Annotated in this window: 18 protein-coding genes; 10 read left to right on the top strand and 8 right to left on the bottom strand. The window is 63.3% G+C overall.

The genetic code is table 11. The features are described 5' to 3' along the window. Positions 1-113: 113 nt before the first annotated feature. A complete protein-coding gene (locus K2F54_RS15550; RefSeq protein WP_220606768.1) occupies positions 114-524 on the top strand; it encodes an arsenate-mycothiol transferase ArsC in 411 nt (136 codons plus the stop codon). On the opposite strand, the gene arsA is transcribed toward K2F54_RS15550, so the two are convergent. Continuing rightward, on the bottom strand, positions 521-2377 hold the full coding sequence (gene arsA / locus K2F54_RS15545) for an arsenical pump-driving ATPase (RefSeq protein ID WP_220606767.1): 1857 nt from the start codon (positions 2375-2377) through the stop codon (positions 521-523). The two genes, K2F54_RS15550 and arsA, sit on opposite strands and share 4 nt — an antisense overlap. Further along, on the bottom strand, positions 2377-2787 hold the full coding sequence (gene arsD, locus K2F54_RS15540) for an arsenite efflux transporter metallochaperone ArsD (protein ID WP_220606766.1): 411 nt from the start codon (positions 2785-2787) through the stop codon (positions 2377-2379). The genes arsA and arsD overlap by 1 nt, the downstream gene beginning before the upstream one ends. A gap of 137 nt (positions 2788-2924) precedes the next feature. Here arsD and K2F54_RS15535 point away from each other — a divergent pair, with 137 nt between their 5' ends. From K2F54_RS15535 to K2F54_RS15520, 4 genes are all read left to right on the top strand, one after another. Further along, positions 2925-3824, top strand: coding sequence for a metalloregulator ArsR/SmtB family transcription factor (locus K2F54_RS15535; protein ID WP_220606765.1), 900 nt, complete (start codon positions 2925-2927; stop codon positions 3822-3824). 76 nt (positions 3825-3900) lie between these two features. After that, positions 3901-4311, top strand: a complete 411-nt coding sequence (locus K2F54_RS15530; RefSeq protein ID WP_220606764.1) for an arsenate reductase ArsC — start codon at positions 3901-3903, stop codon at positions 4309-4311. 28 nt (positions 4312-4339) lie between these two features. Beyond that, complete coding sequence (locus tag K2F54_RS15525) at positions 4340-5008, top strand: arsenate reductase/protein-tyrosine-phosphatase family protein (RefSeq protein ID WP_220606763.1); 669 nt, start codon at positions 4340-4342, stop codon at positions 5006-5008. A 190-nt stretch (positions 5009-5198) separates the two neighbouring features. Then, entirely contained in the window at positions 5199-6572 is a 1374-nt protein-coding gene (locus K2F54_RS15520; protein WP_220606762.1) for an arsenic transporter, read from the top strand. Between the two features lie 21 nt (positions 6573-6593). Here K2F54_RS15520 and K2F54_RS15515 read toward each other — a convergent pair whose 3' ends face one another. Next, positions 6594-6938: an ArsR/SmtB family transcription factor gene (locus tag K2F54_RS15515; protein ID WP_220606817.1), complete on the bottom strand. Its 345-nt coding sequence runs from the start codon at positions 6936-6938 to the stop codon at positions 6594-6596. 92 nt (positions 6939-7030) lie between these two features. Between K2F54_RS15515 and trxB the strand changes: the two genes are divergently transcribed. The 4 genes from trxB (at position 7031) to K2F54_RS15495 (ending at position 10132) form a co-directional block, all read left to right on the top strand. Further along, positions 7031-8074 carry a thioredoxin-disulfide reductase gene (gene trxB, locus K2F54_RS15510; RefSeq protein WP_220606761.1) on the top strand — a complete coding sequence of 348 codons (1044 nt, stop codon included), beginning with the start codon at positions 7031-7033 and terminating at the stop codon, positions 8072-8074. Between the two features lie 51 nt (positions 8075-8125). After that, a complete protein-coding gene (gene arsM / locus K2F54_RS15505) occupies positions 8126-8881 on the top strand; it encodes an arsenite methyltransferase (protein WP_220606760.1) in 756 nt (251 codons plus the stop codon). Between the two features lie 91 nt (positions 8882-8972). Further along, positions 8973-9548 carry a helix-turn-helix domain-containing protein gene (locus K2F54_RS15500; protein WP_255577191.1) on the top strand — a complete coding sequence of 192 codons (576 nt, stop codon included), beginning with the start codon at positions 8973-8975 and terminating at the stop codon, positions 9546-9548. Then, positions 9548-10132, top strand: coding sequence for a hypothetical protein (locus K2F54_RS15495; protein WP_220606758.1), 585 nt, complete (start codon positions 9548-9550; stop codon positions 10130-10132). The genes K2F54_RS15500 and K2F54_RS15495 overlap by 1 nt, the downstream gene beginning before the upstream one ends. Before the next feature lie 527 nt (positions 10133-10659). Here K2F54_RS15495 and K2F54_RS15490 read toward each other — a convergent pair. From K2F54_RS15490 to K2F54_RS15470, 5 genes are all read right to left on the bottom strand, one after another. Continuing rightward, positions 10660-11226 (bottom strand): TetR/AcrR family transcriptional regulator, encoded by a 567-nt coding sequence (locus K2F54_RS15490; RefSeq protein ID WP_220606757.1) that lies wholly within the window; start codon positions 11224-11226, stop codon positions 10660-10662. Positions 11227-11481: 255 nt separating this feature from the next. Then, the gene (locus K2F54_RS15485; protein ID WP_220606756.1) at positions 11482-11775 is read right to left on the bottom strand and encodes a transcriptional regulator; all 294 of its coding nucleotides are present in this window, start codon (positions 11773-11775) and stop codon (positions 11482-11484) included. Continuing rightward, positions 11772-12206: a hypothetical protein gene (locus K2F54_RS15480; protein WP_220606755.1), complete on the bottom strand. Its 435-nt coding sequence runs from the start codon at positions 12204-12206 to the stop codon at positions 11772-11774. Before K2F54_RS15480 ends, K2F54_RS15485 begins: the two co-directional genes overlap by 4 nt. 285 nt (positions 12207-12491) lie before the next feature. Beyond that, positions 12492-13106 (bottom strand): DUF488 domain-containing protein, encoded by a 615-nt coding sequence (locus K2F54_RS15475; protein WP_308287694.1) that lies wholly within the window; start codon positions 13104-13106, stop codon positions 12492-12494. 10 nt (positions 13107-13116) lie between these two features. Next, entirely contained in the window at positions 13117-13347 is a 231-nt protein-coding gene (locus K2F54_RS15470; protein WP_220606754.1) for a hypothetical protein, read from the bottom strand. A 174-nt stretch (positions 13348-13521) separates the two neighbouring features. Between K2F54_RS15470 and istA the strand changes: the two genes are divergently transcribed. Then, positions 13522-14695, top strand: a 1174-nt coding sequence (gene istA, locus K2F54_RS15465; RefSeq protein ID WP_220606753.1) for an IS21 family transposase, incomplete at its 3' end; no start/stop codon positions are given.

The raw sequence follows: 14695 nt of genomic DNA, 5'->3' as shown, positions 1-14695 counted from the left end.
TTGGCCGCACACCACTAGGCAGGTTTCGTGGCCAGCGGCCAGGACTATTGTCCAACGCGCGAGCCCCTCAAGGACGCCACAAGGTCAGGCCCCGCGGTCGGTACGATGGCGCCATGACCGAGACACATATCCCCAGCGTTCTGTTCGTCTGCCAGAAGAACGGGGGCAAGTCACAAATGGCGGCAGCTCTCCTCCGCGCGGCAGCGGGGGACAGTGTGACGGTGCAGTCGGCGGGAACCAAGCCTGGAACTGCTCTGAACGCTCAGTCGGTGGAGTCGCTTGCCGAGCTGGGCATCGGCGTCGGGGATGAACACCCGAAAGCCATCACCGCAGAGATGATCGCCGCCGCGGATGTCGTCATCGTATTGGGGTCCGAGGCGCAGGTTGATGAAGTTGCCGGGACGAGATTCGAGACCTGGACTACTGACGAACCGTCCGAGCGCGGTATCGAGGGCGTTGAGCGGATGCGACTGGTTCGTGACGACATTCGCACCCGCGTCGAGGAGCTCCGCGCCCGCCTTTAGCTCTGGAGCTGAGCTCTAGGGTGCGGTTCCTCGGGCCCGCCCGTCTTGTCAGATGTTGGCCCTGTGAGTAGGGCTTCCAATGACGGGATTCCAATCGGCTCCACAGCGAGAAGCGGTACGAGGGCAACGCGAGTGGCGTAGCGGCTGCGCACGGCGTCGATCTCGGGGAGCTCGTTGGCGGCCCGTCGCTGCAGAAGGGCGGATGCTGGGTCTGCCGCTGCGATGGAGTTGTTCACAATCCACGCCCACGGCTCGATTCCGGCGCGGCGCAAGTCCTCCTGCAGCCCCGCGGCCTCGAGGACAGGTGTCGTCTCGGCGAGGGTCACCAGTAGCACCTTGGTCTGGGTCGGATCCTGGAGCTTCATCATGGGGGTGGTGAAGTGCATCGTGCTACCCATCTGGCGGGAGACCTCGCGGTGGTAGGACCCCGTTGCGTCGAGCAGGAGCAAGGTGTGCCCGGTGGGGGCGGTGTCGAGCACGACGAACTTGTGCTTGGCCTCCCGGGTCACTCTGGAGAACGCCTGGAAGACGGCGATCTCTTCGGTGCAGGGCGAGCGTAGGTCTTCCCGCAGCATGGCCAGACCCTGCTCATCGAGGTGGGCGCCCTTGGTCGCCAGTACGTGGTCTGTATAGCGTTCGATTTCGACAGCGGGGTCGATTCGGGATACTTCGAGGTTTTCGAGGTCGCCGGCCAGAGTGTCGGTCAGGTGGGCCGCAGGATCTGTCGTCGTGAGGTGCACCTCAAATCCGCGTTCTGCCAGTGCCACTGCGAAGGCGGCGGCCATAGTCGTCTTGCCTACCCCGCCTTTGCCCATGAGCATCACGAGGCCGTGACCGTCAGCGGCAATCTGGTCGACGAGGGCGCTGAGGGGACTCGACGCGAATGCCGAGAGGCCGGCCGCATCACCTTCGACGGTCGCTGTTTCGTCCACCGAAAGAAGCCCGCGCAATGCAGCCAGCCCGACCATGTTGCCGGCCTTGAGAGGCAGAAAATCGGTCGGCAACGCACTCAGCGCGTCGCCACGTGCGCCGAGCGCCCGCTGCTCACGACCTCGGATGGCACTGGCCAGCGGGTCGCCCCCATCGCTCTCCAGAACGCCGTTGACGACGAGGTACTGCCGCTCCATCCCGATCGCGACCAGTTCGCCAGAGGTGCGGGCGGCCTCGGCTAACGTGGACTGCTGAGCTCGCGCCACGAGAACCAAGCGAGTCCGCTCGGGATCGCCCAACGCGGCCACGGCCTGAGCATAAACGGCACGCTGCTTTTCGAGACCCGACAGCGGGCCGAGGCAGGAGGGGTCGCCCTTGCCCGTCTCGAGGAACTCGGTCCAGTCGCCGGGCAGCTGCAGCAACCGGATGGTGTGCCCGGTCGGGGCGGTGTCGAAGATGATGTGGTCATAGGCGACGGTCCAGGCGGCATCGGTGAGTAGATCGGTGAACTCGTTGAACGAGGCGATCTCGGTGGTGCAGGCGCCGGAGAGCTGCTCCTCGATCGAGGCGACCTCAGCGGCGGGTAGCAGCCCGCGCACGGGCCCGACGATGCGTTCGCGGTATTTCTCAACAGCCTGCTCAGGGTCGATCTCCAGGGCGGAGAGCCCGGGCACGGCGGCAATCGGCGTGACGGTGTTGCCGATCGTCACGCCGAACACCTGGCCCACGTTCGAGGCCGGGTCGGTGCTGACCAACAGCACGGATGCGCCGCCCTCAGCGAGATGGATCGCGCTCGCGCAGGCGATCGAAGTCTTGCCTACGCCGCCCTTGCCGGTGAAAAAGAGGAACCGAGGCGTGTCGGTAAGAAATGCTAGGTCGCTGCGGGTGCCAGTTCCGGTGAGAGTGTCGCTGCCGGGTGTCATTAGCAGCAGCTTCCGCTGGCACCACCGCAGCATCCGGCGTCGGACGCAGTAGATTCTCCCGCCGTATCGGGGGAGAGCAGCGACGGGCGGTCCTCGACGGCGGGGGCTCCCAGTCCGGCCCATTTCGCCAGCTCGGGGCGGGACGGATACCGACCGGTGAGAACGGTGGCGCCGTCGACCATGGTGACGGGCAGGCCTTCCTGGCCCACGGTGTGCAGGAAGGTGCGGACGGTCTCGTTCTCCGCGAACGCGAGGGGCTCCTGGGCAAGGTTGAACCGGCTGACAGAACCGCCGGCGGAGGTGGCCCAGTCGATGTCGGCAGAGACGTCAACAAGCTGTTGGTCAACGTCGACGCCGCAGATGCCGGTGCCGCAGCACAGGCCGGGTTCGAAAATCTGGATGTTCGTCATGGGAGCCTCATAGTCCGCCGGTTGGGACGACGCGGTGTCGATTGTTCCGGCCATCCCAGCATATCGATCATTATCGATATTTCGATAAAGCGGATGAGTATCGCCCTCCAGCGGGGCCCAAGCATAGACTGCCATCTATGGGAATTGTGGGATCGACAAACGAGCTGCGACTTCTCGCAGACCCGACGCGGGCGCGCATCATGTCGCTCATTATGGACAGCGACGACGGCAGGGTTCAGGTTGGCGGCCTCGCCGCCCAGCTCGAGCTGCGGCAGCCGACGGTGAGCCATCACGTCAAGGCCCTCTTCGAGGAGGGGCTGCTTGAGCGCGAACCAGAGGGCCGCAATGTCTGGTACTCCATTAGCCCCGCCCAGATCGACCGCGTGACGGATGTGCTCCAGGATGACCGGCAATCCACACTCGAGGATGGGGTGCTAGAGCGAATCTCGAAGGACCTCGCCGTGCGATTTGCTGGGTCCTTCGCGGCCGAAACGGTTGACCGGTATGTGCGGGAAAGCTATGCGTTGCTCGCCGAACAAGCTCGCATTAGTCGCTATCTTCCCTCCCTCACCTCCCGGTTCGCGTCCGATCGGCTGTCCGCTCTTTCCGCAGCCGCCCTGCCCGCGGGGCGGGGCGTGCCCGAGGTCCTCTTCGTCTGCGTGCAAAACGCCGGCCGATCTCAAATGGCCGCCGGCATCCTCCGTCACCTCGCCGGTGACAGTGTCAGCGTGCGATCGGCCGGCTCGGCACCAGCCAGCACCGTGCGCTCGATCATCGTGGCCGCCCTCGACGAGATCGGCGTGCCCATCGGCGGCGAGTACCCCAAACCCCTCACGGACGACGTCGTGCGTGCCGCCGACGTGATCATCACTATGGGGTGCGGCGATGCCTGCCCGGTCTACCCCGGTAGACGCTACCTCGATTGGGACCTAGAGGACCCCGTTGGATTATCGCTAACCCGAGTGCGAGAGATTCGCGATGACATCGAAGCCCGCGTTCGCGAGCTGCTTGCCACCCTCAACGTGAACGCCTCATGAACGTCACCGGGACCCAGTAGCCCAACCCATAGATGACGGTCTATGCTTTGGGTAACCACTAGTGAGGACCTCTCCCATGACTGACAAGCCCACCGTTCTCTTTGTCTGCATCCACAACGCCGGCCGTTCGCAGATGGCCGCTGGCTACATGCGCGCTCTGTCCGGTGGCGCCGTTGAGGTGCGCTCGGGCGGCTCTGAGCCCGGCGATCAGATCACCCCGATGGCCATCGCCGCGATGGCCGAAGAGGGCATCGACATCAGCCAGGCCATTCCCCAGCTCATGACCACGGAGCAGGTCCGCGACTCCGATGTCGTGATCACCATGGGGTGCGGCGACGTCTGCCCGATCTTCCCCGGCAAGCGCTACGAGGACTGGGATCTGGTTGACCCCAAGGGCAAGAGCATCGACGAGGTGCGCCCGATCCGGGACGACATCAAGGCGCGCATCGAGAAGTTGCTCGCCGAGCTTCTCCCCGTCGCCGTCTAGTCACCGACATTCGACGAAGGCACAGACCATGGATGTTTCGGACCGTCGCCCCCTTCCCGGGCTCGTCTACCCGGAGGCATATCTCCACCGCCTTTCCGATGAGCTCTCGCTCAAGTTCTCCGGCATCTTCGGTCTCGAAACCGTGGAGCGGTACGTGCTCGAGTCCTACACCAGCCTGTTGCGCGGCTCGACGGTGCGCGCACACGTCGCTGCTCGCACGGTGCGGTTCGCCACCGACCGGTTGACCGCGCTCGCTCAGGCCAAGGGTGCGATCGCGCGGGAAGTGCCCGAGGTGCTCTTCGTCTGCGAGCAGAACGCCGGTCGATCTCAGATGGCCGCGGTGCTCACCGCCCACCTCTCCGGCGGCCGCGTCCACGTACGCAGCGCCGGTTCCCTGCCCTCAGGCGAGATCCACGCCACCGTCATCGAGGCCATGCGCGAGATCGGTCTGGACCTCGGCGAAGAATTTCCCAAGCCGCTCACGGACGACGTCGTGCAGGCGGCCGACGTCGTCGTCACTATGGGTTGCGGTGACGCCTGCCCCGTCTACCCCGGCAAGCGATACCAAGACTGGGAACTGACCGACCCGTCCGGACAGACACTGGACGTCGTGCGGGGCATCCGCGATGACATCCGTTCGCACGTCCTCGCGCTTTTGGAAAGCGTCGGCGTAGAACAAGAGGCTCTCCCCGCCTGAACCGGCGATGGCGGCGGGAGTGGACACCCCACACCCGCCGCCACATTGACTCTCATCGATATATCGGGCAGGATTCAAAAGTCGACCCGGGCTGAGGCCCTGTCCGATCCACTCAAGGCAGCACAATCCTGCCGTCTCGCGCATCGGTGCGCGCAATTCGCCCACCGAGCCCTTCCGCAGGAGTTCCACCATGACCGTGGTCGCCATTCTCATTTTCGTGCTCACACTCACCCTCGTCATCTGGCAACCCCGAGGCCTGGGAATCGGATGGAGCGCCCTGGGCGGCGCCGTGCTGGCCCTCGTAACGATGGTCGTGCAGCTCTCGGACATCCCCACCGTCATCAACATCGTCTGGAACGCCACCCTGGCCTTCGTGGCGGTCGTGCTGATCTCACTGATCCTCGATGAAAGCGGCTTCTTCGAATGGGCCGCACTGCACGTCGCCCGATGGGGGAGAGGCAACGGACGACTCCTCTTCGCCCTCATCGTCCTGCTGGGCGCAGTCATCGCAGCCGTCTTCGCCAACGACGGCGCGGCGCTGATCCTCACGCCCATCGTCATCCAGATGCTCCTGGCGCTCAAGTTCCCACCCGCCGCAGCCCTGGGCTTCGTCATGGCCACCGGATTCATCGCCGATGCCGGCAGCCTCCCACTGGTGGTATCCAACCTGGTCAACATCGTCTCCGCCGACTACTTCGACATCAGCTTCGCCCGATACGCCCTGGTGATGGTGCCCGTCGGTGTCGTCACAGTGATCGCGAGCTTGGCCGTCCTGTTCCTGTACTTCCGCAAGTCGATTCCGAAGACGTACGACGCGTCCGACCTTCCCGCCCCGTCGACTGCCGTCACCGATGTGGTCACGTTCCGGGCCGGCTGGATTGTTCTGGCGCTGCTTCTGATCGGCTACTTCACCGCAGACCCTCTGGGCATCCCACTCTCCGTGATCGCCGGCAGCGCAGCGATCGTGCTCATCCTGGTCGCAGCGCGCCAGCCCCGATTCCTATTCCGCCGCATCATCGCCGATACTGAGCGATCGGCGCTAGCGGCAGAACCCGGCGTCACACTGCAGAAGCGCATTTCGGTGCGCACGGTAGTGAAGAATGCGCCGTGGCAGATCGTGCTCTTCAGCATCGGCATGTACTTAGTCGTCTACGGCCTCCGCAACCAGGGCTTGACCGATGAGCTCGCCAAGGTGTTCGGCACCTTCGGTGACCAGGGCGTCCTGGTCGCTGCCCTCGGCACCGGAATCGTCGTCGCGGTACTCGCCTCACTGATGAACAACATGCCAACCGTGCTCATAGCCGCCCTGGCGATCGGCGCCGTCGGCGCGACCGGAATCACCCACGAGGCCATGGTCTACGCCAACATCATCGGATCCGACCTCGGCCCGAAGATCACCCCCATCGGCAGCCTGGCTACGCTGCTTTGGCTTCATGTGCTCGACAAGAAGGGAATGCACATCGGCTGGGGCCAGTACTTCCGAACCGGCATCGTGCTCACCATCCCCGTACTCCTGATTAGCCTCGTCACTCTCGCGGGCTGGCTCATGATCGTCGGCGTCTAGCGTGAGGCGTTGCGCTGCAGATCAGACCGTGATGAGTAGATTGCCGATCGCATTCAAGGCGCCGGGCACGATCTTGTAATAGGCCCAGGTGCCTCGCTTCTCGCGCGTGAAAATGCCCGCATCAACGAGGATCTTCAAGTGATGAGACACCGTGGGCTGGCCCAGGCCGAGAGGCTCCGTGAGGTCGCACACGCACGCCTCATCCTGCCCGGCGACAATCGAAATGAGGCGTAGTCGGGACGGGTCTGCGATGGCCTTAAGCGTGCGAGCCAGCTTGTCGGCACTGTCGGCGCTGAGCGCTTCCTTGCCCAGCGGCGCGCAGCAGGCTGTGACATCGGCGAGGGGGAGGAGACCGGTGAACGACATATAAATATCATCGCATCTAAATTGACAAGTATCGATATCCATCAGTACGCTATATCGACATCGATCAATATTTGTAACGAATTCGGAGCCGCATGACCTCCCCTATTTCGACAGACCCGGCCAACCTGCTCGTCCATGATGCCGCACAGGGCGGCGCCGTCGAGAATGTCGTCGTGGTGGGCTCCGGCCCTGCCGGCTACACGGCAGCGATCTACCTCGCGCGGGCGGGCCTGAACCCCATCGTGCTCACCAGCTCCGTCGAGGCCGGCGGCGCACTGATGAACACCACCGAAGTCGAAAACTTCCCCGGCTTCATCGACGGCATCATGGGCCCACAATTGATGGAGAACATGCGCCAACAGGCTGAGCGGTTCGGTGCGCGGATCGTCTTCGACGACGCCACCGCGCTTGAACTCACCGGAGATGTGAAAACCATCGAGACCGGCAGCGGAACCACCTACCGGGCACGAACCGTCGTCCTGGCTATGGGATCCGCATACCGCAAGCTGGGCGTCGAGGGCGAGCAACGCCTCACCGGCCGCGGCGTATCCTGGTGCGCCACCTGCGACGGCTTTTTCTTCCGAGGCCAGGACATCGCCGTCAGCGGCGGCGGCGACTCCGCACTGGAAGAAGCCATGTTCCTCACCCGCTTCGCCAACACCGTCACCCTGGTGCACCGACGCGACACCCTGCGGGCGTCGAAAATCATGCAAGACCGGGCCCTGGCCAACCCCAAGATCCTTCCCCGCTGGAACAGCGAGATCGTCGAAGCCGTCGGCGATGAACAACTGACCACTCTGAAGCTTCGCGACACGATCACGGGCGAGGAATCCTCCATCGACGCGACCGGGCTCTTCATCGCCATCGGCCATGACCCCCGCAGCGAACTCGTCCTCGGCCAGGTCGACGTGGACGCTGACAACTATGTGCTCGTCGACCATCCCACCACCGCGACGAACCTGCCCGGCGTTTTCGCCTGCGGTGACCTCGTCGACCACCGCTACCGGCAGGCGATCACCGCCGCCGGCACCGGCTGCGCCGCCGCCGCCGACGCGGAACACTTCCTGGCAGCCTCCGGGCTCGCGACCTACGCCCAAAACGAGACGGCGCAGCTCGACGGCGCGGTCACGCACTAACGCGCCACGAAAAATCACTATAGAAGCGTCACCCATGGAAAGGCAGAACTCATGACCGAGAAGTCCGACATTACCGAGCTTGTCCGGGAGCGCTACGCCGCGGCCGCCCTGCAGCTCACCGACGTTTCCGATACCTCCAGCGCCTCGTGCTGCGTGCCCACCGACCTCGGCAATGGTGACGTCTTCGGCTCCATCCTCTACACGGGTGGCGAGAGTGCTGAAATCCCCGAGGAAGCCCTCTTGGCCAGCCTGGGCTGTGGCAACCCCACCGCGGTCGCCGAGCTACGCGCCGGAGAAACCGTGCTCGACCTCGGCTCCGGCGGCGGCATCGACGTGCTCCTCTCCGCCCGACGGGTCGGCCCCACCGGATTCGCTTACGGCCTCGACATGACCGACGAAATGCTGACCCTCGCCCGCGCCAACGCGAGCAAAGCCGGCGCCACGAATGTCGAATTCATCAAGGGACAAATCGAACAGATCCCACTGGCCGATGAGACGATCAACGTCATCATCTCGAACTGCGTGATCAATCTCTCCGCCGACAAGAACGCGGTCATCACCGAGATGTACCGAGTGCTCAAACCGGGTGGCCGTCTGGGGATCTCCGATGTCGTCGCGGAGGACCACCTCAGCGAACAGGACCGCATCCAGCGCGGCAGTTTCGCGGGCTGCATCGCCGGGGCACTGTCGAAGCAGGAATACCTCGATACTCTCGCCGAGGCCGGATTCTTAGACATCAGCGTCGAGTACACCCACGAGGTCGCTCCCGAAATGCACGGAGCCATCGTGAAGGCAATCAAGGGCTAAGGCGAGTGTGCCCAGCTGACGCTCTGCTATATCTGAAGTGCCTCTATAATATGACGTAGGAGTCATATTGTTGGAAGGTGAGGTGATTTTCATGGCAGCGTCATCCACCCTGGTCAGGGCTGCCCGCCGGAGCCGTCGTCTCACTCAGGCGAGACTTGCAGAGTTGACCGGCATCGATCAGGCAAGCGTCTCTCATCATGAACGAGGGCGAGACGCCGCTTACAGCACAGTTGACCGGCTACTCGCTGGTACCGGACACCGCCTGTACGCCGCTCCCACGCGACGGGACGACGCTGCGAGCGCGGCGGAGGCGATTCGTGAACATCTCCGCGCCAATGACACAGACCGAGCCCTCCGGGCGCTCCTCCAATTGAATGACAACCTCACCGCCGAACACGGACTCGTCCGAGGAATCCTGGGGCTGACGGAGCCGGCACACACCGGGGATCGTGTGTGGGATGCGGCGATTGCGGCTCTGGTGGCGTGGAGACTCAACCAGGAAGCCATCCCGCTCCCTGAATGGGTCAACAACCCCGATCGCACACTGACCGTCCCTGTCGTCTTTCGGATCGACCCAGCCGACCCGGCGCCCGAGCGTGAAGACGTGCCGAACGAGTTCGCCGAACACGGCGTCCTCGCCTGGGCGGATACCTTCGCGAGCGTGTGATGACAGCGACTGCGCTCGATCGTGGCGCCATCATCAATGGCCTTCGAGATCTCGTCGCCGAGCTTCGCGATGCGGGCGAGGTTGCTGGCATCCGGCTCGTGGGCGGTGCGGCGCTCGCTCTCCGCTACTTCGACCGGGGGACAACACAGGACCTGGACGTCCTTCACATTAATCCCGGGTCGGACGAGTCCGTTGCCGCCGCTGCCGAGAGAGTCGCCTACAAGCATGGGTGGGATGCGAAGTGGCTGAACTTCGAGGTCACGAGGGCCGACGCTATCCCCACTCTCGGCCGCGCCGTTGAGTGGGAGACCATTCACGATCGGGGCGGCATCGTCATTGAGGTGGCGTCCAAGGAGGCGATGCTGGTGATGAAACTCCGAGCGAACCGCCCCGGGCGCGACACCCGCGATATCCGACTCCTCCTCGCCCTGTGTGAGGTCCACACGCTCGAGGACGCGGGCGATCTCTACGAGCAGTTCTACCCCGGCGACATTCTCACGCCACGTGCCGAGAAGATCGTGAACGCCATTCTCGACGGCGAACCCACGACAGCGCCGGATTCGCCCGGTCCGATCAACATCTGATCCGGGCCGATGCTCGGAGCGAGCGTCTTCGTCACTCGACAACGCCAGCGACGAAGAGTGCAGGTTAGCCGGGCGCCGCGAGCGGCTGCCCTGGTCAACCAAATGGTCTCGATTCTGTGACCAGAAACGAACCAGATACCTCGCTCCGTGACCAGAATGAGCCCGTATCAGTCCGTGCCAGCGCGTACACTAGACCCATGAAAACCGCGGAAATCCGCGGGATTCCGCCCCAGCTGCGGGGGAGTGGCACGGCCGAGACGCCTATCATTTGTTCTTGGTTCGAGTCCAGGTACCCCAGCAGTAACAGGCGCAGGATTCCGCGGCGAAACAGCCCATCGCCCCTCCTCCCGAATAGGCCCGAAACGGGTCGAATTACCAGATAAGACACCAGATACTCCATTTGCGGGTATCGGAACCCCACACTGTCCCGACGAATACGGGTCTATCCCGGCCCACGCGGGCGACTCACGGTAGAGCCCGCACACCTTCTGGGCATGGACGTGACAACGCAGGTTTTGGTGGCGAGCTCAGCGGGAGGGGGCGGCCGGGTGGCCGAGTGCATTCATGGTCATCTCGACGATGGCTCCTCGCCACTCGTGAGTCAGGTTGGCTCGGATTGCCTGCAGAACTGTTGTGTTCAGGGCCGAAGCTGCTCCCGCGATGCGGATGAGTCGCTCGTCCTGTAGCGATTCGAGGTCCTCCCCAAAGGCGCGCAAGACCGCAAGCCCCGCCTGCTCGAGCTCGGGTTGCGTGGCCCGGCCGTCGTTAGCCAGCACAGTGGTGAACTCGGAGATCCCGGGCCATCGCTCGGAGAGGGCGACGAGTGACGTGACAACGGCGCGATCACGTTCCGCGCCCCGGCTCATTTCTTCGACCGACGAGACGAGACCAGCTGTCAGGTCGCTGACGGCCACAGCAACCGCATCATAGATCGCCTGCTTGCTGGGGAAGTGGTGCAGCAGCCCCGCTTTGGTGTAGCCCACCGAGTCGGCTATCTGCTGCAGCGAAGTGCGACTGACGTCATGACGGGCGAAAAGGGCGGCGGCGCGGTCGACGATCTCAGCGTCGATCTCAGCTGTTGTTTGACGGGGCATGCGACCACCATAACCCAAATCAACCATAACGGTAGAAAAACGAACAGATTGGTAAATATTGGATGCCGGCAGAGAAGCGCCGTTGTAGCGCGAGTCCCTCGAAGACCGACTGCAGCCAAGGGCGTCAAGAAGCGATCACAGAACACCGCCAGAAAGCAATCAACTCCACAGTGACGGTTTTCCGGGATCACTCGGTGGCGGCGTCGAAGCCGGCCAGAAAAACCTCACCGGGCGTGGCTAAACAAGTTTGAAGTCTTAGCTGTCGGTGATCCGCTTGAGCGCCGCGATATGTGCAGTGAGGGCGGCGCGACCCGCCTTTGTGAGCGAGAGCCATGTCTTCATGTAGCGGCCGGAGCGCTGTTTCTCGATAAGGAGGTAGCCGACCTCCGACAGTCTGGTGAGTTGTCGCGAAAGCTCGGCATCGTTCGTCTCGATTGCATCCCGAATGGCGGCGAACTCGGCCTCACCTACGCGAGATAGAGCGGCGAGGACGGAGAGGCGGAGGGGCGAGAGGAGCTCCTTATCCAGCTCGGAACGTGGATGTGTCATGGGCGGACCGCTCGACTTCCTGTGATGACGAAAACGACCGGCGGGATTGCACACAGGATTGCGGCGGGGATCCAGAAGCCCCACACCTGAAGGAAGAGAAACATGCCGATAACGATCGTCACGGCAAAGAGCAACGCCCAGCAGCCGATGGTGAGGAGGTACCGGTGAGAGAACGCCCGGTCGCGTGCTCGTGCGGTTGCTCCGACGAGCGAAACTGGAATGGATGCGGCCACGATCGCGACTGTACTGGCGATAATCGCCCCGATCGACGGGACCAGCCCGATGATGAGCAGCCCGAAGACAGTTGCGGCGGCCAAGCCCACCATTGCGACACGCATCGCGTAGACGTCCTTGCTCATTTTTGCCGCGAGCCGTGCGGTTTCCGCGAGTATTGTGGCGGCGTCCTGCGGATGTACTTCATGGGAACTCATGCGTCGCTTCCTTGCCAGTGCGGATGTGGTAATTGCAAGTGTCGCAACTACTTGGCATTTACGCAAGTAGATGCATTGTGCGCAACTTGCATTGGCCTGACACCATTGGCTCGATTCGCCACCATGAGGTACCGCTGGCCCAGCGGCGCTGTCGCCTCGTCCCACCTGTCGACGAGGAGTACTCACCACGTACCCAATCAACCGTTGATCCTCACACGGCTGGACTGGATCGCGATTGCTCCTGCCCGGGTTCTTTTGATCAGCTCGAAGCTGAAGCCCGGCCTCTCATGCTTCGGGTTCGGGATAGATGATGTTCCCGTTCTGAACTTTCGCGAACGGGGTCATCTCCGCTCGTTGAGTCGAGGTCGCTGACATGATGTTGAAAACACTCACCCCGGCGACGATGAGTGCGTCGGTTATTAGCCGTCTGTGGCACCGCCACGGAACAGCTTCGCTGCACATGATCACCGGGACGGACTCGTTTGCCACCTGCATCAGCTCGGCGAGTCCGGTTTGGAACTGTTCGGTGGCCATGTAGTCGGCGTAGTCTCGAAATGCCTTGACTCTCCACCCGTTGTTCGGGCTGTTGAACCCCTTCGGCGAATGTCTGCGTCCGCCCACGTCCCGGATCCACCGATAGCCGATGTTGCCAGGCAACGCTTCTTCGATCGCTGCCTGGTCCCACTGGGGAAACTTCCGTGAGGACGGATAGGAACGCACGTCAACTAATTCATTTACACCGTTCGAATCAAGTAGCTCAAGCACCTCGTTGAAGCTCCGTGTGGAATGGCCGATCGTAAATATCCGCAACGTCCGACCTGCTCCTTGGCTACTCATCATCCGAGGACGCATTGCGATGGCTTTCCGTGGTTTTTTCGCATGATCGTGTCCCTTCTCCACGGTGCGTGTTTCAGCCGTAATAGCTCGCGGCGGTGTATCCGATCGGGCTCTGCGCAATTTCCCTCCAGGTGAGTGTACTGATCGCGTCGATGCCCTGAGGCTGTAACGCGCGGTCGCACGTGCGGTGTGCGAGGAGGGGCGGGTCGTCGCAGCCGGTGACGAGCAGGATGGTGAGGATGACGTAGGTTCCGCAGCGTTGTTCGAGGTGACGGTGGATACGGTCACCGATCGCGTCACACATCCGGTGCAACACTTGAGTATTAGCGCGCCTGGGGGCCACCGTTATTGCCTTTGGGGGCCACCGGGCGGTTTGGCCGGTAGCGTGCTTGGGGGCCACTGAATATTGCTGTTGGGGGCCATCTGCTTAGCTCCTTCCGCCGCGTGTATAGGCACGCGGCAGAAGGAGTAATCAACAATGGTACGAAGGATCAACGCGAAGCTCGTGCTTCAACTCCGCGCTGAAGGCAGGACGGGGCGCGCGATCGCGATCGCGCAGGGCATGTCGCGCAAGAGTGTGCTGGCGGTGTTCGATGCCGCCGCGAAGGCCGGCATTGGCAGTGACGGTCTTGCCGGCCGCAGCGAGGCCGAGGTGTATGCGCTGCTGTTCCCGGGTCGGGGCGAACACGAGAGTGTGTTCGTGCAGCCTGATTGGGAGGCGGTGCACAAAGAGCTCGCCAAGGTCGGGGTGACGCTGAAGCTGCTCCATGGTGAGTACGTCGACCGGTGCACAGTGACGGGGCAGCCGGCGATGGGTTACGACCGATTCTGCAAGTCCTACGCAGCCCATGCGTTGGTCACGGGGGCGGCGTCCCGGGTGGGCCACAAGGCCGGGCGGACGGTCGAGGTCGATTGGTCGGGGCCGACGATGCAGCTCACTGACCCGGTCACCGGGGAGATGTCTCGGGTGTATTTGTTCGTCGCGTGCCTGCCGTTTTCTCGGTATGCGTTCGTCGAGCCGGCGCTGGATATGCGGCAAGACACCTGGCTGTTGGCGAACGTGGCGATGTTTGAGTGGTTCGGCGGAACGGTTCCTAGGATCGTGCCCGACAACTTAAAGACCGGCGTGATCAAGCACCCGCGCGAGGGTGAGGTCGTGTTGAACGACGCCTACCGCGAAATGGCGGCGCACTACTCCGCGGCGGTACTGCCGGGCCGACCTCGGGCACCCAAAGACAAGGCGTCCGTGGAAAATACGGTTTCTCATGTTGCTACTTGGGTGATCGCGGGATTGCGTCATCGGAGCTTCGGGACGCTGCCCGAACTGCGGGTCGCGATCCGGGAGCGGATGGATGCTTACAACCGGGAGCCGTTCCAGAAACGCGCCGGCTCCCGCCTGAGCGTGTTCCAGACGGAGGAGAAGGCGCTGCTGCGTCCGCTGCCGTCGGCGCCTTTCGAGATCAGCCGGTGGATCATGGGGCGCCGGGTGCAGAAGAACGGGCATGTGGTCTGGGAGAAGAACTTCTACTCTGTCCCCTACGCGCATATCGGACAGGCCGTGGACCTGCGCGTCACCTCCCGGCTGCTGGAGGTCTATCGCAACCACGAGCGGCTCACCAGCCATCTGTTGTTTGGCGAGCATGTCGTGAACG

It is taken from the genome of Cryobacterium inferilacus (assembly GCF_019599185.1).
Taxonomy (GTDB): Bacteria; Actinomycetota; Actinomycetes; order Actinomycetales; family Microbacteriaceae; genus Cryobacterium; species Cryobacterium inferilacus.
This window is presented reverse-complemented; position numbering and strand designations above follow the sequence as displayed.